This is a genomic window from Candidatus Krumholzibacteriia bacterium, from assembly GCA_029865265.1.
Lineage (GTDB): Bacteria > Krumholzibacteriota > Krumholzibacteriia > WVZY01 > JAKEHA01 > JAKEHA01.
In genome coordinates this window covers 33,976-53,054 of sequence record JAOUHG010000015.1, presented here as the reverse complement: position 1 = coordinate 53,054, position 19,079 = coordinate 33,976, and the positions used below count along the sequence as shown (strand labels likewise).

Below are 19,079 nucleotides of genomic sequence, written 5' to 3'. Positions count from 1 at the left end.
CCATTTCCTACATCATCTTGAATTCGGCGGCGTCGCGGATCTGGTTGGCGATGGCCTGGTGGTTGGAAGGTGCCTCGGCCCGGTAACTGGCGCGAATGGCGTCGATCCAGCGGCGCGCGCGGTCGGTCAGTTTGAAGTCGTTGGTCATGAGGCGATCGCGCATGACCAGAATGCCCATGTCCGCGCCCTCGTACAGATAATCCCCCTCACCGGTGATGCGCAGAAAGAACGCCTCGTCCGCGGACTCCACCGCGCGGCGGTGCGTATCCATTCGGTTGAACTTGATCCGCCCATCCGGCTGCATGCGCCAGATGCCGGAGCGGGGCGCCGACGTCACCTGCTCGATGGTGTTGCGGGTGTGCTTGATCACCAGCTGGCTCCAGCGGTCGATGTTCTCGGGTCGCGCCCAGCGCGCGTTGAGGGAACGGACGTTCAACTGGTAGGGTTGATCCATCCACTCCAGAATGTGGAAGATAAACAACGGCGCATCCGCCAGCGCGAACACCGCGTGGTTGGTGATGGAACTTGCCCCGGTGACACGCGGATTCAGCTCCCCCAGATAGAGCTCCCGTGAGTCCTGGTCCACCAGGAAATCCAGCTCGAAGTAGCCCTTGTATCCCTCCTGCCGCAGCTGGTCGCCGAACATCTGCGTGTACTTGCGCGCGTTGCGCCGGATGGTGGCGGTGAACGCCTCCGGGTAGATCTCGTTGCCGCACCAGCCGCCGCGGTACGGCGTCAGTTCCGAAAATCCCACCAGCTCGGTCATGAGCGGCGCCACGATGGTGCCATGCCGCGTCACGCACGCCTCGATGGCCGCACCCCGGCAGCGGATGCGCTTCATGATCTTGACTTCCTTCTCGCCGATGATCTCATCGCGGTGCCGCGCAAAGTCCTCGCGCGTGGAGATGAAGAATGTCGTGTGCCCGGAATCTCCAAACGGGGTCTGGATGACAAGGTGTTCTCCCAGACGTTTGGTAAGCGAGCGCAGGTGGTCATAGTCGCGCACAGGCGACAGCACATAGGGCACGCACGGCACCCCGGCCTTCTCCGCGATGCGATTGGTATTCACCTTGTTGTCCAGGAAGGTCCGCATTTCCGCCGACGGAAAACAGATCTCGAGCCCGAGCTTCTTTGCCAGCGCCTCCGTCTTCTCGTCGAACATCAGAAACAGGGCCTTGCCCGCCTTGCCATCGTGTTTTCGCGCCTCCACAAATGCGACCACCTCCGGGTGCGACAGGAGATAGTTGTTGATGTCCTCTATGCTCTGAAACTCCTCATGGGGGAGTTCCTCGCCGGGTGAGAACACGTTGGGATGCAATCCGTCGAAGCACTCGATGTAGGCGATGAACCGGAATCCCTTGATCCATTCGTCCGCGCCCAGAAGGTTGAAATTGGTGGCGCTGATGAAATAGATCGGCACCTCATTACGATGAAAGAACCGGCGGATGTCCGAGACGCTTCGTAGTGGTTTGACTGGCAGTTGCTTGGGCATAATCCTCACTTCTTCAACTTGGTTAACGACGGAATGCTAGCGGGCCGGGACATGCCCATTGCGGTCGCGGTTTTCTCCCGATCCAACGCACCGCGGGTGAATATTTTCAGTCCCAGGTCTGCGCGGTAGCCATGGATCTCCTTCACGTCCAGAGCCTGCAGGAACTCCACGATGGCCGGACTCACCACCTGCCCGGGAACCAGAACTGGAAACCCCGGCGGGTAGGGAATGACAAACGAAGCCGACACCGGCTCGAGCCCCTCCCGGAGCATGTGCCCGCACTCGTCGAGCATGGCGTACTCGATCTTGTTCTCGTCGCAGGCCAGAAAATATGCCTCGCGCAAATCCCCGCCGGGAACGCTGGGCACGGCCTGGAACGAATGGTGAAAGCGGCTGAAGTCCGGAAGCGGCGGCACCTCCTGGGTGAGGGACTTGATTCGCTTGCGCGCCATTTCCTTCTCCCTGCGGTTCAGAGACCGGAAGTGCTCATCCAACTCGTCGGCAATCCGCAGCAGCGCATTCACCAGATAGGCCACGCTGCCCCGAGTGGTGCCGATGTTGGTCATGAATAAGACCGTGTTACGCGAGGTCTTGTTGATTTGAATGTTGAACCGGTCCATCAGGAAACGATTCTTGAATGTGTCCCCGTCGACACCGGTGCGGCCGATGAACAGCGTGATCTTGGTGGGATCGAGAACAAACTCGTCCTGCTCCCACGCCGACTCCATGCGATTCCACCCCCGCTCCCGGTCGTAATACTCGCCGAGCCCGCTCGTCCGGTGCTGGTCGGGAATGAAGTCCTTCACGGTGAGCACATCGAAATACTTCCGCAGCTGCTTATGGTCCTGGATGCGCGCCCGCAGCAGCATCGCCATTTCGATGCTCTTCTCAACCAGCTCGTATCCCTCAAACTGCACCTGGCGCCGGCCCACGTCGAGCGAGGCCAGTATTTGGTAGTTGGGGGAGGTGGACGTGTGCGTCATGTATGCCTCGTGGAACGTCGCCTCCGCGCGGCGGCGAAAATCCTCGTCCCAGATGTGCACCATGGATCCCTGGCGGAAACTGCTCAGGGTCTTGTGGGTGCTCTGGGTGGAGTACACGCGCAGCATCACCTTGTCCGGGTCGGGGAGACGCGGCGCCTCGCCTGGCGCCAGCGAGCGCAGGTGGTTCTCGTACTCGACGCGGTACTCGTCGCTGCGGTAGCGTTGCGCCAGTTCATTGGCCGTATACATGGCGGTTCGTTGCCGGTATGTGCTGGTAAACCCGGCGAAGGCGAACCAGGCCTCATCCCACAGAAAGATCATGTCGGGCTTTATCGCCAGCACCTGCTCCATCACACGACGCACGTTGTAGACCAGGCCGTCGAACGTGCAGTTGGTTAGGAGCAGCATCCTGACCTTGTCCAGCCGGCCCGCGCTCTTGAGCAGGAGCAGTTTCTCGCGAATGCTCTCCAACGGCACCGCGCCGTACATGGAGTACTCCTCGATGGGATAGGAATCCAGGTACACGGGATAGGCGCCGGACAATACCAGGCCGTAGTGGTGCGACTTGTGACAGTCTCGATCGACCAGGACGAGGTCCCCGGGCTCCACCAGTGCCTGCACCACGATCTTGTTCGCAGTGGACGTTCCGTTGGTCACGAAATAAGTTCGCTTGGCACCGTACGCCACCGCGGCCTTCTCCTGGGCCCGCTTGAGCGTCCCGGTGGGCTGCAGGAGCGAATCCAGGCCGCCGGTGGTGGCCGACGTTTCCGCGAGAAACATGTTCCGTCCGTAGAACTCTCCGAAGTCCCGCATCCAGTGCGACCGGAACACGGAGTTGCCGCGCGAAATCGGCATGGCGTGAAACACGCCGGTGGGCTTGCGGCTGTACTCCTTGAGCGCGGAGAAGAACGGTGTCTCGTAGCGTTCGCGGATGCCGCGCAGGATGGTCAGGCACAGCTCCTGCAGGTCCTCGCGTCCGTAGAAGATCCGGCGAAAGATCTGCAGCGTGCTGGTCCTCAGGTTGGTCAGCGCCGTGTCGGTGATGTAGTACACGTCCAGCTCGGGGCGGAACTTCCTGATCAGCGCCCCCAGGATGGGACCCAGTTCCGGCCGGGGCTTGGCCGCGTAGTCATGCCCGAGCGCGGGCCCCACAAAGGGCTTCACCAGCGGCGAAATCCCGCGCGTCGGAAACGACGGTGCGTAGCGAATGACAACCGCCTGGATATTCATGTTGGCCAACAGGGCCACCAGCGCATCCTGAAAGGAATGTTGCAGGACCACATCGAACACGAATTCGTCGTCGATACGGCGCAGATCACGCAGCCTGTCCAGGAAGGCCTGCTCCTCCGCCTCCGCCAGATCCTCAACGAAGAGCACCTCGAAGTGCTTGCGTCTGGGTGCGTCGGTCGGCAGAAAACGCGAGGCGCGGCCCTCCTCATCGTCATCGTCCTCGGCGTACACGTCCAGCTCACCGCGGTAGGCATCGCTCACCAGCAACTGCGCCGTCTCCGCCACCTGGCGCGCAAGCGCGGGGTACTCGCCGCGCGCGAGCACCTTCTCGAAGGCGCGCACGCGCGACAGGCCCGGAAAGGCGAAGTACTGCTCGATTCCAGCCAGGCTGGCCAGCGTCTCGGCCACCTTCTCGCGCCGGCGCTTTCCGGCGCCCCCGGGGCGGGCAACGGACAAACCGGCGGATCCGCTCCGCAGCTCGTTCCAGAGGTCCACGCGCATCTGCGCGATGTTGTAATGGGGAATGCCCCGCACTCGGTCTGGCTTCATATGGATCTACTTCTTGGAATGGAGGGCAAGCTTGTTGCCCTCGGTGTCGATGAACAGCGCAAAGTAGCCGGCGTCGTCGCTTATCAGGGTCCTGCCCATCACAACCCTGCCCCCGGCGGGCTCTATGCGGGCCAGAATCTCATCGAGCCTGGTGCCGGCGTTCAGGTATACCAGTGTGCCGGTGTCCGACGGGATGCAGCCGTCTCCCACCACCACCGCCCCGCCGACCCCGTTTACCGCCGGGAAGAAAGCCATGGCGTAACCACTCATCTCTGCGGTTTCCATCTTGATGTCGTAAATGTGACTGTAGAACGTCACGGCGCGTTGAAAATTGTGGGCGGGAATCTCAAACCAGCTCACGTAGTCCTTGAGGCGCGGCTGCATGCTTCTGGCCTTCGTCGTCTTGCCTTTGCGGCCTGTTGCTCCCATGGTAATCCTCCTTCGATATGGTTCTCCCTACAATTGAGATGCTGAGATCATCGAGCTCCCGGGCGACCAGACGCTCACCGGCATCATGCGCCGGGCTTCCCACCCGGCGGCGGCTCATCGGATGCGGCGCCGTGGGCCTGCTGCAGCTTCTCCAGACGCATCGGCTTGATCAACGGCCCGAGCGTCTTGAGATAGGGGAGTTCGCGGCCGGCATCGTAGATATCAAAGTGGACGCGCCGTTCACGAAAACTCTTGAGCGGCTGCCCCAGACGCAGCAGACCGTGCTCCCGGCTGCGCTGCACGCGTTCCATGTCGATCTCGACCGGTATCATTTCGGGCCCGGTGCTGGCCAGGTAGAGCACCCGGCCATCCGGCCCGCACACGATGGAGCGTCCGGTCCCGCCGTCGCCGAGCCCATTGATGTCGAAGATGAAGCACTGGTTGCACGCCGCCGTCGCCTGCGCTATCGCGAGTTCCACATCCCGGTCCATGGTGGCGGTCAACGTGGGATGGAGCAGCACCTCGACCCCCTGTACCGACAGGGTTCGCGACGTCTCCGGGAACCACATGTCGTAGCAGATGGAGATTCCAAAACGGCCCACTTCGGGCACATCCCAGATGAGAAACTCGGTCCCCCCCGTCACACCCACCTCGTAAGGGTAGAACGGAAACTGCTTGTCGTAGCGCCCGACCACCTCACCATGCGGATCGATGACCGTCGCGGTATTGAACACTCTGCCGCCCTCGGTGCGAAACATCGAACCTGGAATCAGCCAGATTCCGTGTTTGCGCGCTACGGACTGGAAATGCGCCTCCACTTCGTTGGGAAATGCCAGCGCATTGTGGATCAGCGGGCCGAAAGGACACAACTCGCTGAACACCACCATCTGAACCCAGGGATACACCGCCATGAGCACGTCGAGCTGCGAAGTCATGTCGGCCACGTTGCTGTGGCTCGCTGATACCGGCATCTGGATGCCGGCAATGGAGAACGGCTTCATGCGGTCTTTCCTCTGGTTACTTCATCCACCACGGCTTCCAGGATATCGAGCCCCTTCGCGAGATTCTCGTCGGTAATCACCAGCGGGCCCAGAACCCGGATGATGTTCTTGTGGGTGCCGGCGCTCACCAGCACCAGCCCGCGCCGCGCACACTCACTGACTACGCGATCGCACAGTTCCCCGTCCGGCTGCCGGGGGTCGCCGTTCTTGACGAATTCCATTGCCATCATGGCCCCGAGGCCGCGGACGTCTCCAATTTCCGGGTGGCGGGCCTTCATCTTGCCAAACCGGACTGCGATCACCTTGCCGACCTCTGTTCCACGCCGGTTGAGATCGATCTTCTGCATGTACTCGATCGTCGCCAGGGCGGCCGCGCTGCAAACGGGACTCCCGATATAGGTTCCGCCGATGGTTCCCGAGGCAGCCGCGTCCATGATATGTGCCTTGCCCACCACCGCGGCGATGGGAAGGCCCGAGCCCAGCGACTTCGCGTACGTCGAGATGTCCGGTGTAACGCCGAAGTGTTCCCACGCGGACCAGCGGCCGGTGCGGGCGAACCCGGACTGAACTTCGTCGAATATGAGAACGACGTCGTGCTCATCGCAGTACGCGCGCAGCGCCTCGATGTAGCGCCGGGGGGCCACGTTGAAACCGCCCTCACCCTGCACGACCTCGATGATGACCGCTGCGAGATCCCGGGGATCAATGGTGTTGTGCGAACTCTCGTGGAGCCGCGCGATCTCCGCGTCTACGAACGCGTCTTCGTCCATCGAACCCTTGTATCGATAGGCATTGGGAAACGGCAGGCGGTAGACGCCGGGCGCAAACGGACCGCAGTGGAGCTTGTAGCCAACCTTGCTGGTCAGCGACATCGCCATCATGGTGCGGCCGTGGAATGCGTCGGTGAAACAGAGAATCCCGCTGCGCCGCGTGGCCTGGCGCGCAATTTTGATGGCGTTTTCAACCGCCTCCGCGCCCGTGCTCACCAGCATGGCCTTGGTCTTTTCGCCGTGGGGAACGATCTCGGTCAGTTTCTCGCAGAGCGCCACGTATGGTTCGTAGGTGACGACGTTGAAGCTCGTATGCAGGAACCGCCGGGCCTGATCGACGATGGCCTCGACGACCGGGGGCGGACAGTGGCCGGCGTTGACCACGCCGATACCACCCGCGAAATCGATCAGTTCATTTCCGTCTACATCGATAATCACGGCACCCGAGGCACTCGCCGCCGTGGCCGTATTGAAAACCCCCACCCCGCTGGCAACGACGTTCCTGCGCCGCTCGAGCAGTTGCTCCGCCCGGGAAGATTTGATTGCTTTCATATGCCCATAGTACATTAACATGTGTAAGTCGTCCAGCTACAACATGATGACGCTTGTGCGCTATAATAGGTTCGTGAGCCACAAACTCGACGATTCAAGACCGCGCTCTCCGCAAAGACTACTGGACCGGTCCTACGAAGGGACCGTGTTCGAGCTGTTTTCCGTGCAACAGCCGCTCGAAATTGAAATCGGCTCAGGCCGCGGGCGGTTTCTCCTTCATCGCGCCGCGCGTCACCCGGACCGGAACTTCCTCGGCATCGACTACCGCTGGCGTTTCCTGCGCGAAGGGGTGGAGCGCGCCGAACGCCACGGGATCACGAACCTTCTCTTCTATAAGGCGGAAGCCGAGGAAGTGGTCTCGCACCTGGTCCCCCTGGACAGCATCGAGGTCTTCCATATCTACTTTCCCGACCCGTGGCACAAGCGCAGGCACCACAAGCGCCGCCTGCTCACGCCCGCCTTCTTCAAGCGCCTCCACGAGCGGCTCAAGACCGGCGGCCGCCTGGAACTGGCCACGGACAACTTCGACTACTTCATTGCCTTCCGCCGCGCGCTGGTCGAGGCGGGAGATACCCTGTGGAGCAACACCACCGAGCAGCGCAACCAGCGCATCATGGATCCCGGTGTGCAGACCCACTTCGAGGCCAAGTACGCCCGCTGGGGCCGCGATCTTTATTATCTGGAACTGGTGAAGTAGCCCCCCGCTCAAGTTCCTGCTCCACAAAACCGGCTTCCCGGATTAGGATACCCCCGTGCAAAGACGACTGAAACTGGACATGATGCCGCAGCCGGACGACGTGAGCTGCGGCGCCACCTGCCTGCACGCGGTGTACCGCCACTACGGCGATGCACTTGACCTCGCAAGACTGATGCGGGAAGTCGAACAGTTGGAGGGTGGCGGCACGCTGGGTGTGTTACTGGGTTGCCACGCCCTGCGCCGGGGATACAAGGTGACGTTGTACAACTACAACCTCGCCGTCTTCGATCCCACGTGGAGCGCCCTGAGCAGCGCCGAACTGATCGATCGGTTGCGGCAACAGATGGCGGTCAAGCAACAGCGCAGACTCAAGGTGGCGTCGCGCGCCTACATCGAGTTCATGGAGCTGGGCGGAGAGATTCGCTTTTCGGAGCTGTCTCCCAAGTTGATCCGGCGCTACGTACGCGGATCGATCCCCGTCATTACCGGCCTGAGCTCAACCTATCTGTATCAAACCGCGCGCGAGTACGGCCCGCGCAACGACGCCGATGACGTGCGTGGTTTGCCGACCGGGCACTTCGTGGTCCTGTGCGGATACGACATGGATTCGCGCGACGTCCTGGTGGCCGACCCCTACCAGGCGAATCCGCGCAAGGCGCGCTACTACGAGGTGGGCATCAACCGGCTCATCTGTTCCATCCTGTTGGGCGTACTCACCTACGACGCCAACCTGCTTGTGATAACCCCCAAACGTCATCGCCGGTGATCCATCATGTCGCGTCTGATCGTCGTCAATAATCCCGACAACTGGCCGTTACAGATTCCCGGCGTCGAGGTAGTGTCCGCGCGCGCCTACCTCTCCGACAGCGAGTACAGCAAGATCAACAACGCGAAGGTGTTCAACCTGTGCCGGTCGTACCGCTATATGAGCAACGGCTACTACGTGTCGCTGCTGGCGGAGGCACGCGGGCATCGCGCCATCCCCAGCATCATGACGCTGCAGGACATGCGCACCGACGCCATTTTCCGCATCCGCTCGGAGGACCTGGACGGCCTGATCCAGAAAAGCCTGTCCCACCTGAAGACGAAGGAGTACCAGCTCAGCATCTATTTCGGAAAGCCGTTGGCCAAGACCTACGAACGCCTCGCCCGGCAGTTGTTCAACTATTTCGAGGCGCCGCTCCTGCGCGCGCACTTTGTCCACCGGAAGAAGTGGGAGCTCGACAGCGTCGACCCCATCGCGGTAAAGGACATCCCGGACTGGCAGCGCCCCTTCGTGATTTCCGCGGCCGGGTCGTACTTCCTCAAGCTCGACCGCACCCCGCGAAGGAGCAAACGATTCCAGTACGACCTGGCCATCCTCTACAACCCCGACGAGCACGACCCGCCCTCGGACGCGCGCGCCTTGCGTAAGTTCTGCAAGGCGGCGGAGAAGGTGGGGATGGACACCGACCTCATCACGCGCGAGGACTACCGCCGCGTGGCGGAGTTCGACGCGCTGTTCATCCGCGAGACCACCGCGGTCAACCACCACACCTACCGCTTTGCGCGCCGCGCAGCCGCCGAGGGGCTGGCGGTCATCGACGACCCCGAGTCCATCATCCGCTGCAGCAACAAGGTATTCCTGGCGGAGACCTTCGAACGCAACAATCTGCCCATGCCGCGCACCATGATCGTCCACCGGGACAACGCCAACCAGGTGGCGGACACGCTGGGGCTCCCCTGCATCCTGAAACAGCCGGACAGCGCTTTCTCGCAGGGCGTGGTGAAGGCGAAGACGCGGGCCGAGCTCGACGAGGAAATCGAACGCCGGCTGGCCAGTTCCGATCTGCTCATCGCGCAGGAGTTCATGCCCACCGACTTCGACTGGCGCGTGGGCGTTCTGGAAGGCAAGCCCATCTACGTGTGCCGCTACTTCATGGCCCGCCACCACTGGCAGATCCTCAAGCAGACCAAGAAGGGCGGACTGCGCGGCGGGCGCGTGGAGCCGGTGGCCATGCGCCGCGCGCCGCGCGAGGCGGTACGCCTGAGTGTGGCCGCCGCCAACCTCATGGGAGACGGGCTGTACGGCGTGGACGTCAAGCAACGCGGCTCGGACTTCTTCCTGATCGAAGTGAATGACAACCCCAGCATCGAGGCGGGCTACGAGGACAAGCTGGTGGGCGACGTGGTGTATCTGAAGATCATGAAATCCATCCATCGCAGGATCCTGCGGCTGCGCGGGGAGTAGGCGTGGGGCTGCACCTCTTCGAGGGCTACGGCGTCGAGCTGGAGTACATGATCGTGCGCGCGGACTCGCTGGACGTGTTCCCCGCCACCGACCAGGTGCTGCTCGCCGTGGCCGGCGACTACGTCTCCGAGATCGAGCGGGGCGACCTGGCGTGGTCCAATGAGCTGGTCAACCACGTCATCGAACTCAAGACCAACGGGCCGGCCGCGGCGCTGCGCGGGCTGGACGCCGCCTTCGCGCGCGACGTTTCCTCCATTGAAGACATTCTGGTTCCGGTGGGAGGCCGCCTGATGCCCACCGCCGCGCACCCGTGGATGAATCCCGCCCGGGAAACGAAGCTGTGGCCGCACGAGTACAATGAGGTCTACGCGGCCTACGACCGCGTGTTTGGGTGCAAGGGGCACGGCTGGTCGAACCTGCAGTGCGTGCATCTGAATCTTCCCTTCCACGGCGACGACGAGTTCGGCCGCCTGCACGCGGCCATCCGCCTGGTGCTGCCGCTGATTCCGGCGCTCGCGGCCAGCTCGCCGATTCTCGAGGGCCGCCTCACCGGCCTGATGGACAGCCGCATGAAGTATTACCGCGAGAACCAGAAGACGATCCCCATTATTACCGGCAGCGTGATCCCGGAACCGGTCTACACGAAGCGCGACTACGAGGAGAAGATCCTCGGCCCCATCTACGCGGCCATCGCGCCCGTCGATCCGGAGGAAACGCTGCAGGACGAGTGGCTCAATGCGCGCGGCGCCATCGCCCGCTTCCAGCGCGACGCCATCGAGATCCGCATCATTGATATTCAGGAAAGCCCCACCGCCGACATGGCGGTCACGCACGCCATCGTCTCCGTGCTGCGCGCACTGGTGGCAGAGAAGTGGCAGACACTGGCGCGCCAGATGGCGTTCCCCACCGAACCGCTGAACGCCGTTTTGCTCGCCACCACCCGGGACGCGGAGCGCGCCCGCATCACCGACACCGACTACCTCGATGCCTTTGGCATCCGCGCCAAGAGTGTCACCGCCGGAGAAGTGTGGGACCACCTGGCCGGGGCGGTGATCGCAAACGCACCCGAGTTCTCGAACGCGTGGCAGGAGGCGCTGGGCGTCATTCTCCGCGAGGGCACGCTGGCGCGACGCATTGTGCGTGCCGTCGCGGGCGAGAATACCGATGTGGCCGAAAAACTCGGCCTCCCGCGTGAGTCGCTCCGCCCCGTCTACGAAGAACTGTGCGACTGCCTCCAAGAAAACCGGATGTTCCATGCCGCCGGCTGACACAACTCTTGTGCTCTCCTGCGAGCACGGGGGCAACATGATTCCCGCGCGCTACCGGCCTCTGTTCAAAGGCGCCGCCACCGTGCTGCGGTCGCACCGCGGCTGGGACCCGGGTTCGCTCGAGCTTGCGCGCACCATCCGGCGCGCCACTCGTGCGCCACTCATCGCCACCACCACCTCGCGCCTGCTGGTGGAGTGCAACCGGTCTATTGGTCATCCGCGCCTGTTCTCGGAGTTTACCCGCAGCCTCGACGAACGCGACAAGGCACAACTCCTGAAGACGTATTACCACCCGCACCGCGACGCCGTGGAGAGGGCGATCCACGACAGGATGCGCACGGTGCATCGCGTGGTCCATATTGGCGTGCATACCTTCACGCCCGTATACGAAGGACGCAGGAGAACCGTCGATATCGGCGTACTGCACGATCCTCGGCGCGCTTTTGAGAGCGGCGTCGCGTGCGCACTCGTGGGTGCGCTCAAGACCGCCACCCCGGGTCTGAAGGTGTACCGCAATCTCCCCTACCGCGGCTGGAGCGACGGCCTGACCACGTCGTTGCGCGAGACGTTCCCCGCCAGCCGCTACGCCGGCATCGAACTGGAGGTGAGCCAGCGCTTCGTGGGCACCGCGCGCTGGCGCGCGCTGCAGCGGTCAATCGCGTCGGCCATCCGCGCCCAGGGGTGAGGTCGGCCTGGAACTACACCGCCGGCCCGGGCGGAGGCGGGGGCTGCTGGGGTGCCGCGGGAGCCGGTTCGAGGTCGCGCAGCAGCGCGCGCTTGGACTGCTCGTAGAAGGACGCGGTTCCAAAGAGGCGTGCGCTGCCCAGCGCCACCAGTGCCGCGAGCATCATGGGAAATATTGCGCTGTGGCGGTCGGTCATCTCCAGGATCAGCACGAAGGACGTGAACGGCGCGCGCGTCACCCCGGTCAGCACCGCGATCATCCCCAGCAGCGCGAGCAGCACCGCGTTGGTACCCGTCCACCACGACGCCACCCACGAGCCCAGGCTCGCGCCAATGGCGAGCGACGGCGCGAAGATACCACCGCCGCACCCGCTCAGGTACGACGCCATCGTCGACGCGAAACGCACCCCGATGAGCTTGAAGCTGGCCACCGTGTCGCCCGCCAGGATGTCGGATACCAGGCGGTTGCCCGGGCCCAGCGCGCGCGCGTCGATCAAGCGCAGCAGCACCATCGCCACGCCGCACACGAGTGCGACCGCCAGCCCCGCCTGGATGCGGCGCACCGAGAGGCGCCGGCGCATCCACACGCTGGTACGGAAGGTGGCGTCGCCAAAGAACGCACCCAGCGCACCCCCCAGCACACCCACCACGAACGCGGCCGGAATCACCGCAAAACCCACGCGCCCGATGCGCGGGAAGCCCAGGTAGAGGTAGCTGCCCACCAGCCACTGCGACACCAGTCCCGAAACCAGCACCGCGGACAGCACGGTGGTGCGCACGCGCGAGAAGTGCTTGCTCGCGAGTTCCTCGACCGCATATACGATTCCACCCAGCGGCGTGTTGAACGCGGCCGCCATGCCCGCCGCGGAACCGGCCAGCATCCACGACTCCAGCGCCACCATGGGTGAAAACGTACGGATGTAGCGGCCGAAAACGTAGAACAGCGACGCGCTGATCTGCACGGTGGGTCCCTCGCGCCCGATGGCGCCGCCGCCCACCACGCACAACAGCGAACTCACAATCTTCACCACCGCCACCCGCAGGCTCAAGAGCGGCGCTATCAACGCGTGGTCCACGCGCGCGTCGTGCAAATCGACCGCCGCCATCACCTGCGGGATGCCGCTCCCGCCGGCGCGCGGGGCAAAGCGGTTCACCAGCCACCAGCCCAGGGCGAAGCACAGCGGGGCGGCAACGATCAGCCAGTACGGGTGTTGCTCGAAGGTCCGCACCGAGAAGTGCTCCGCCGCCCGGTACATGAACGAATACCCCACCGCCACCAGGCCGGCCACGAAGGCGGCGGCGATCAGGCCCACGCGATGGATGTTCCGGGGCTGGGCGAGGAACGCCCGGGTGCGTCTGCGAAAATGGCTCACGGGAGTCTTAGCACACTGCAAATCGTGCGCCACGTCAAGGACTTAGCGGCTTTTTTGTGAATTTGTGCCCGGGCGTGTGACGACCGGCCGGGCGCCGGGTCATACCTGTGTACGGACGCCCCCAGTGGCCCCGCGCAGTGACCTCCCGAGCCAGCGCGGTGCCCCCCCAAGCAGAACGGGCCACACCCTGAGGCGTGGCCCGTTTTGTTGTGCGGAAAGGATGTCCGCCGGTCTCAGATGAACTTCAGCGCCATTTTCACGCGCTTGAGATACAACTCCAACTCGTCGATCCGGCCGCGCAGTGTCGACGCTTCGTCGACACCCTTGACACCCCTCATGAGGTACTCGAGCTGCTCCTGCGCGCCGCGCAGCGCCTTCAGCGCCTCATCGCGCTGATCATCCGTCAAACCCATCGCGCGCCTCCTTACTTTTCCTCCTGGTCGCGGCGGATGGAGCGCGGCAGGCGGTCCAGCGCGTACAGCGCCGGGAACGCCGCCAGGTTGGGCACCCACAGCAGCCCCTCCATCACCGCGTCCGAGAGTGATCCGCCCTTCACCCACTGCGTGAACACAATGGGATCCTCCACCGTCATGGTGAAGTCTACCTGCTTGGGCGCCTTGTCGGAAATCTCCAATCGTCCGTCCAGGATGGCGATGCAGAACTCGCCGCCACCGGTCTTGACCCCGATGGTGTGGCTGCGGTCGGCGAGGTCCTTCTGTGCGCGCGAACCCGGCACCACCTTCGACGCCATGGTACGCATGCCGTCGAGTGCCGTCTTGAATGCCGGTGCCCACTTTTTGTCCTCGCGGATCTCGGGGACCGGCGGCTTCTCCAGGTTCAGTTGCGAGGCGAGCAGCGGCTCCCTGTCACGCAGCTTCTCCGGCACCTCGCTCATCGGCACCGCGAAGATGTCGAGGATGGTGCCCTGGCGGTTGTCCTCGAACACCAGTTTCACCTCGAGCCCCTTCACGAAGATGCCCGGCCGCGGAATGCCGGTGGTCGTCCTGAGACGACATGGGAGAAACGACGCCACCTTCGCGTCCCGCGCCACGTCCACGTAGCCGCGGCAGAACGGCGCCTGCCCCACGAACATCGCCGAGGGGAAGAAGGTGATGGGTGCCGTGGCCGCCAGCACCCCGCGCTGCGGCAGCGTGATTTCTTCCATGGCCTCGAAGCCGCAATCCGGACAGTGCCACGTGGCCGCCGGTACCATGACCTGTTTGCACTTCCGACAGCGCGCACCCAGCAGCTTGCCATCGCGCAGCGCCATGAAGAAGCGCGACAGCTCGCCGTAGGTCTGCTTGTAGAGCGTGAGCATGCCGGTGTTAAACTGCAGGCACGTCTCGCCGTCCTTGCCCGTGACCTCGCTGACCTCTTTGGGGAGGTTGAAGCCGGGCGGGATGACCATTTCGCGCTTATCCATCACTTGCCTCCTTCGTCGAGCTCGAGGACGATGGCGCCGCCGAAGCACGCGTTTATTGCACCGGTGCCGTGCACCAGGGCCAGCGGAACTTCGCGGTTGATCATCTCGCGTCGCGCGGACCACATGGAGAACATATTGGAACCGCCCACGAAGTGACCGCCGAAGATGAGTCCTCCAGACGGATTCACGAGAATCTGCTTTCCGGTGGGCCGCTTCTTGTCGCCCAGGTCGGCGATGTCGGCCATGATGCCGTCGTCGATCAAGGAGCGCGTCTTTCCGATGGGCACAAAACCCATCTCGCCCATCGTGATCATGAGTTGCGCGACGAAGGCGTCGTGCAGTTCCACGATCTTGATGTCGGAGGGCTTCACACCCGCCATCTTGTACGCGCGCTCCGCGGCGAGGCGGTCCGAGACGATGCGATCGAGTGGCTTGTAGTAGCCGCCGCGGCCCACCGCGTACGCCTCGTTGGCGGCACCGATTCCCTTGATCCAGACGATGGGCTGCCCGGTGCGGGCGGCGAGTTCGCGCGCCTTGTCTTCGCTCGCAAAAATCGTCGCCCCCGCGCCTTCCGTGTACATGCACGCTTCCAGGAGCCGCAGGAAGGGCGGGATGATCCAGCGCGAATTCATGACGTGCTCGACGGTCACGTGTTCGTCGCGGCGCTGCGCGTAGGGGTTGCGGTTTCCCTGCCGGCACAGCTTCTCCACGATCTTCGCGCGCACCAGCGGGTCGCCGATGTCGCCGGGATGGCTGTCGTTGTAGCCCAGGCACATCTGCATGTAGGAGTCGTTGGCGGTCGCCCCCAGCGGGTTCTCGAAGAACGGATCCCACGAGTAGGCGATGGTGTTGATGACCATCGGCGTGGGCGACTTGGAAACCGGATCGAAACAGTCGGTTGCCTTTTCCCCTCCCACGCACATCACCACGTCCGACATGCCGCTCGCCACTTCCATGATGGCGGCGCGCATGGCGTAGAAGCCGGTGGCACCGCCGCTGGTCACGCGCGTGCCGGGCTTGTTGGTCATCCCGATCAGCCCGGTGAGCGAGCTCTCGGGGATGGCCTGGTGTTCGAAGATGTCGTTGTAGATGCCGTAGATGACCGAATCGACGTCCTCGATGGTCATCCTGGCGCTGGCGAGCACGTCGCGAACCGCGGTCTGGAAGAGATCCCAGTAGGTCTTTTCCACCCAGCGGCCGCGACATTCGGTGATCGAGGCGCCCACGATCCCGACACGTCTCATCATGATTCCGACCTCCGCTGTTGTTCTGGCGGCCCGCGGCAGGGCTGCCCGTGGAGTCCGAAGAACTCCGGACACGGACAGACTGCCAAATAAAGACTTAGTTGTCCACTATTTTCGGGGCCGGTGATGCGAGGGCGGGCACCCCCCCGCTTCCAGCGCGGGGGCGCGAATGGGGCGGGCTCTACAACCCCAGCAACGGGGCGATGATGGTGCGCTGGATCTCGGAGGTTCCCGAGTACAGCGTACTGGCAAGCGCGTCGCGCAGCTCCCGCTCGACCTTGTATTCCACCATGTAGCCGTAGCCGCCGTGAACCTGCATGGCGTTGCGCGCGCACTCTATCCACGACTCGCTGATGTAGAGCTTGGCCATGGCCGCCTCCAGGTAGACGCTGCGGCCGCGCGACTTCTGCCAGGCCGACTTGTACAGCAAGCCGCGGGCGGTCTCCAGACGGATCTTCATGTCCACGATCTTCGACGCGACGAGTTGAAATTTGCCGATGGGCTGGCCAAACTGCTCGCGCTCGTTGGCGTACTTGATGGACGTCTCCAGCAGCCGCTGCATCGCCCCCACCGCGCTGGCCAGGATGCAACCCCGCTCCCACGACATCGAATCGGCGAACAGCATCTTCCCCGCGCCTTCTTTTCCCAGCCGGTTTCCCTCCGGCACAACGCAGTCGTCGAAGAACAACTCGCACATGGGAGAGGTGCGAATACCCATCTTGATGGTGTGCTTGCCCAGCGAAAGCCCGGGGGTGTTGCGATCCACCAGAAATCCGGTGACGCCATTGGCCCCGAGTGCGGGATCGACCGTCGCGAAGACCAGGTACACATCGGCCACCGGCCCGTTGGAGACGAACACCTTGCTGCCCTTGAGGACGTAGTGGTCACCCTTCTTCGTGGCCGTGGTCGCGATGCTGTATGCGTCGGACCCGGAGTCGGGCTCGGACATCGCGTTGGCCCCAATCAACTCTCCGTTGCACAGGCGCGGCAGGTAGCGCTTCTTCTGCTCTTCCGTTCCAAAGCCCATCAGCGGCGTTTCCAGCGTCCACATGTGGGCGTTGATTGAGAAGCACAGGCCGTTGTCCTCACACCCGTACCCTAGGCTCTCCAGCACCCCGACGGTGGTGAGCGCGTCCATGCCCATGCCGCCGTATTCCACCGGTACCGGAAGACCGTGAATCCCCATCGCGGCGCACTTCTTCCACCCCTCGCGGTTGAAGTCGCCGTTCTGGTCGCGTTCCATCAGGCCGTCGTTGAGTTCCTCGCGGGCAAACCGGGCCACGCTGTCGCGCAGTTCCTTCTGTTCCTTCGACCAGGAGAAATCCATGGCTACTCCATCTTCATGAGGGTCTGGTAGTCGGTCTTCTCGGTGGAGGTCCTGGGAAGAGCCTCGTGGAAGGAGAAGACGTCCGGAATCATGTATACCGGCAGGTGCTGGGCGCAGAACGCCTTGAGTTTTATGAGCGAAAGTTTGCCGCCGTCGCGGGTGGCGAGGTGGGCGCGCACCTTCATGCCCAGTTCCTGGTCCGGGAGCGCCACCACCGCCGCCTCACGGATGTCCGGGTGGCGGTACAGACACGACTCGATCTCGCCCAGCTCCACGCGGTATCCCCGTTTCTTCACCATGCGGTCCCTGCGCCCGGCATATGTGTAGTTGCCGTCGGGCGCCTCGGTGACGATGTCGCCGGTGCGGTACCAGCGTTCGAGCGGCGGTACATCTCCATTCAGGTAGGCGCCCGCGGTCTGCTCCGGGAGGTTCCAGTAGCCCGGCGTCACCGAATCCCCGCGGATGCACAGCTCGCCCCGTTCACCGCGGGGAACGTCGTTGCCGTCTTCATCCACCACGCGCCCCTCGAGGTGCGCGCACACCCCGCCGATCGGGAACGGGTCCGTCTGGCCAGGGGGAATCTCGCGCGGCAGTTCATGAAACGTGCATACGTTGGTCTCGGTGGGCCCGTACAGGTTGAAGTAGCGCGGCTTCGGGAGAATCGCGTGCAGCGCCTTCAGGTGCACGATGGGAAACACCTCGCCGGCGAAATTGACGATGCGGATGTGGGACAGATCGAGCGTCTCCAGCCTGCCGTACTGCACCAGCAGGCTCAAGATGGAGGGCGTCGAGTACCACATGGTGATCTTCGTCTCGTGAATCAACTGCGCCAGCTTCTGCGGCTCCTTGCCCACGTCCTCCGGGATCACCACGAGGGTGGCGCCGTGCTTGAGTGGCGTATAGATGTCGAGTATGGAAAGATCGAAATGAAACGGTGCGTGTGACGAGAATACATCGTCGGGCACCGGCGCGAAGGTCGCGCTGCACCATTCGACAAAGCTGGTGGCGTTTCGCTGCGTGAGCATGACGCCCTTGGGTTTCCCGGTGGAGCCGGATGTATACAGGATGTAGGCGAGATCGTCCGGCCCGGTGTGAACGGTCGGCACCGGGGGTGCCGTGTCCACGCGCAGCGCGTCGTCGAGACATCTCCCGCCACCCACGTCTTCTATCACGATCATTGCCGGGCTCGCGCCTTCGGACGCCAGATGCTCCCGTAACGCGGCTTCGAACCGCTTCTCGGTGATTACCACCCGCACCGCACAGTTGCCGAGGATGTAGGCGTTGCGCGTGGCCGGCGCCAGCGGGTCCACCGGCACGTAGGCCGCGCCCGTCTTGAGGATGCCGAAGATCGACGCCACCGCATCCACGGACTTGCGCAGGTACACGCCCACCCGGTCGCCCGGCCGGACGCCGAGCGCAACCAGGCGGTCTCGCAGGCGGTCGGTGAGTTCGCCGAAGGCGGCGTAGGTGATCGCCACCCCGCCGGGCTCGCGGACGGCCGTCCGGCTCGGAAAGCGCGCGACGGCATCCTCCAGGTAGCGTTGCAGCGTGGGGGTCATGCGAGCATTTACCCGAGCTTGGTCTTCACCAGCGCAACGATGCGGTCCAACGAGTCCAGATTCTCCGCATCCGCTTCGTGTGCCTCGATCGCAATGTCGAACTCCGACTCCAGGTACGTCACGAGCTTGAGCGTCGCCAGGGAATCCAGGATGCCCGTGGTCATGAGCGGGGTATCGTCGGTGAGTTCGTCGGGATCTTCTCCTGGCAGGAACTCATCGAGGATGTACGACTTCACCTTTTCGCGAATGGCGGCTTGGTCCATGTGCT

Annotated in this window: 17 protein-coding genes; 5 read left to right on the top strand and 12 right to left on the bottom strand. The window is 63.6% G+C overall.

Annotated elements, in window-relative coordinates:
• Window positions 1-7: 7 nt before the first annotated feature.
• The 5 genes from OEX18_08905 to OEX18_08885 form a co-directional block, all read right to left on the bottom strand.
• Entirely contained in the window at window positions 8-1,492 is a 1,485-nt protein-coding gene (locus OEX18_08905; protein MDH4337375.1) for a biotin carboxylase, read from the bottom strand.
• A gap of 5 nt (window positions 1,493-1,497) precedes the next feature.
• A complete protein-coding gene (locus OEX18_08900; GenBank protein MDH4337374.1) occupies window positions 1,498-4,254 on the bottom strand; it encodes an aminotransferase class I/II-fold pyridoxal phosphate-dependent enzyme in 2,757 nt (918 codons plus the stop codon).
• A gap of 6 nt (window positions 4,255-4,260) precedes the next feature.
• Window positions 4,261-4,683, bottom strand: a complete 423-nt coding sequence (locus OEX18_08895) for a VOC family protein (protein ID MDH4337373.1) — start codon at window positions 4,681-4,683, stop codon at window positions 4,261-4,263.
• An 83-nt stretch (window positions 4,684-4,766) separates the two neighbouring features.
• Window positions 4,767-5,684: a carbon-nitrogen hydrolase family protein gene (locus OEX18_08890; GenBank protein ID MDH4337372.1), complete on the bottom strand. Its 918-nt coding sequence runs from the start codon at window positions 5,682-5,684 to the stop codon at window positions 4,767-4,769.
• Window positions 5,681-7,006, bottom strand: a complete 1,326-nt coding sequence (locus tag OEX18_08885; protein ID MDH4337371.1) for an aspartate aminotransferase family protein — start codon at window positions 7,004-7,006, stop codon at window positions 5,681-5,683. The genes OEX18_08890 and OEX18_08885 overlap by 4 nt, the downstream gene beginning before the upstream one ends.
• 145 nt (window positions 7,007-7,151) lie before the next feature.
• Here OEX18_08885 and trmB point away from each other — a divergent pair, with 145 nt between their 5' ends.
• From trmB to OEX18_08860, 5 genes are read left to right on the top strand one after another with little or no spacing between them, the layout of a single operon-like run.
• On the top strand, window positions 7,152-7,703 hold the full coding sequence (gene trmB / locus OEX18_08880; protein MDH4337370.1) for a tRNA (guanosine(46)-N7)-methyltransferase TrmB: 552 nt from the start codon (window positions 7,152-7,154) through the stop codon (window positions 7,701-7,703).
• Window positions 7,704-7,758: 55 nt separating this feature from the next.
• Entirely contained in the window at window positions 7,759-8,469 is a 711-nt protein-coding gene (locus OEX18_08875) for a C39 family peptidase (GenBank protein MDH4337369.1), read from the top strand.
• A gap of 6 nt (window positions 8,470-8,475) precedes the next feature.
• Window positions 8,476-9,933, top strand: coding sequence for a RimK family protein (locus OEX18_08870; GenBank protein MDH4337368.1), 1,458 nt, complete (start codon window positions 8,476-8,478; stop codon window positions 9,931-9,933).
• A gap of 2 nt (window positions 9,934-9,935) precedes the next feature.
• The gene (locus tag OEX18_08865; protein ID MDH4337367.1) at window positions 9,936-11,201 is read left to right on the top strand and encodes a glutamate-cysteine ligase family protein; all 1,266 of its coding nucleotides are present in this window, start codon (window positions 9,936-9,938) and stop codon (window positions 11,199-11,201) included.
• Window positions 11,188-11,886, top strand: coding sequence for an N-formylglutamate amidohydrolase (locus tag OEX18_08860; protein MDH4337366.1), 699 nt, complete (start codon window positions 11,188-11,190; stop codon window positions 11,884-11,886). Before OEX18_08865 ends, OEX18_08860 begins: the two co-directional genes overlap by 14 nt.
• A gap of 13 nt (window positions 11,887-11,899) precedes the next feature.
• Here the strand turns inward: OEX18_08860 and OEX18_08855 are convergent, their stop codons facing one another.
• The 7 genes from OEX18_08855 to OEX18_08825 all read right to left on the bottom strand — a co-directional run bounded on the left by OEX18_08855 (window position 11,900) and on the right by OEX18_08825 (window position 19,074).
• A complete protein-coding gene (locus OEX18_08855) occupies window positions 11,900-13,258 on the bottom strand; it encodes a chloride channel protein (protein ID MDH4337365.1) in 1,359 nt (452 codons plus the stop codon).
• A 233-nt stretch (window positions 13,259-13,491) separates the two neighbouring features.
• Window positions 13,492-13,671, bottom strand: coding sequence for a hypothetical protein (locus tag OEX18_08850; GenBank protein ID MDH4337364.1), 180 nt, complete (start codon window positions 13,669-13,671; stop codon window positions 13,492-13,494).
• Window positions 13,672-13,682: 11 nt separating this feature from the next.
• Complete coding sequence (locus tag OEX18_08845; protein MDH4337363.1) at window positions 13,683-14,681, bottom strand: zinc ribbon domain-containing protein; 999 nt, start codon at window positions 14,679-14,681, stop codon at window positions 13,683-13,685.
• Window positions 14,681-15,928: a thiolase family protein gene (locus OEX18_08840; protein ID MDH4337362.1), complete on the bottom strand. Its 1,248-nt coding sequence runs from the start codon at window positions 15,926-15,928 to the stop codon at window positions 14,681-14,683. The genes OEX18_08845 and OEX18_08840 overlap by 1 nt, the downstream gene beginning before the upstream one ends.
• A 178-nt stretch (window positions 15,929-16,106) precedes the next feature.
• Window positions 16,107-17,252, bottom strand: a complete 1,146-nt coding sequence (locus tag OEX18_08835) for an acyl-CoA dehydrogenase family protein (protein ID MDH4337361.1) — start codon at window positions 17,250-17,252, stop codon at window positions 16,107-16,109.
• Window positions 17,253-17,254: 2 nt separating this feature from the next.
• Window positions 17,255-18,811 (bottom strand): amino acid adenylation domain-containing protein, encoded by a 1,557-nt coding sequence (locus OEX18_08830; GenBank protein MDH4337360.1) that lies wholly within the window; start codon window positions 18,809-18,811, stop codon window positions 17,255-17,257.
• An 8-nt stretch (window positions 18,812-18,819) separates the two neighbouring features.
• Window positions 18,820-19,074: an acyl carrier protein gene (locus tag OEX18_08825; GenBank protein MDH4337359.1), complete on the bottom strand. Its 255-nt coding sequence runs from the start codon at window positions 19,072-19,074 to the stop codon at window positions 18,820-18,822.
• Between the last annotated feature and the right edge of the window lie 5 nt (window positions 19,075-19,079).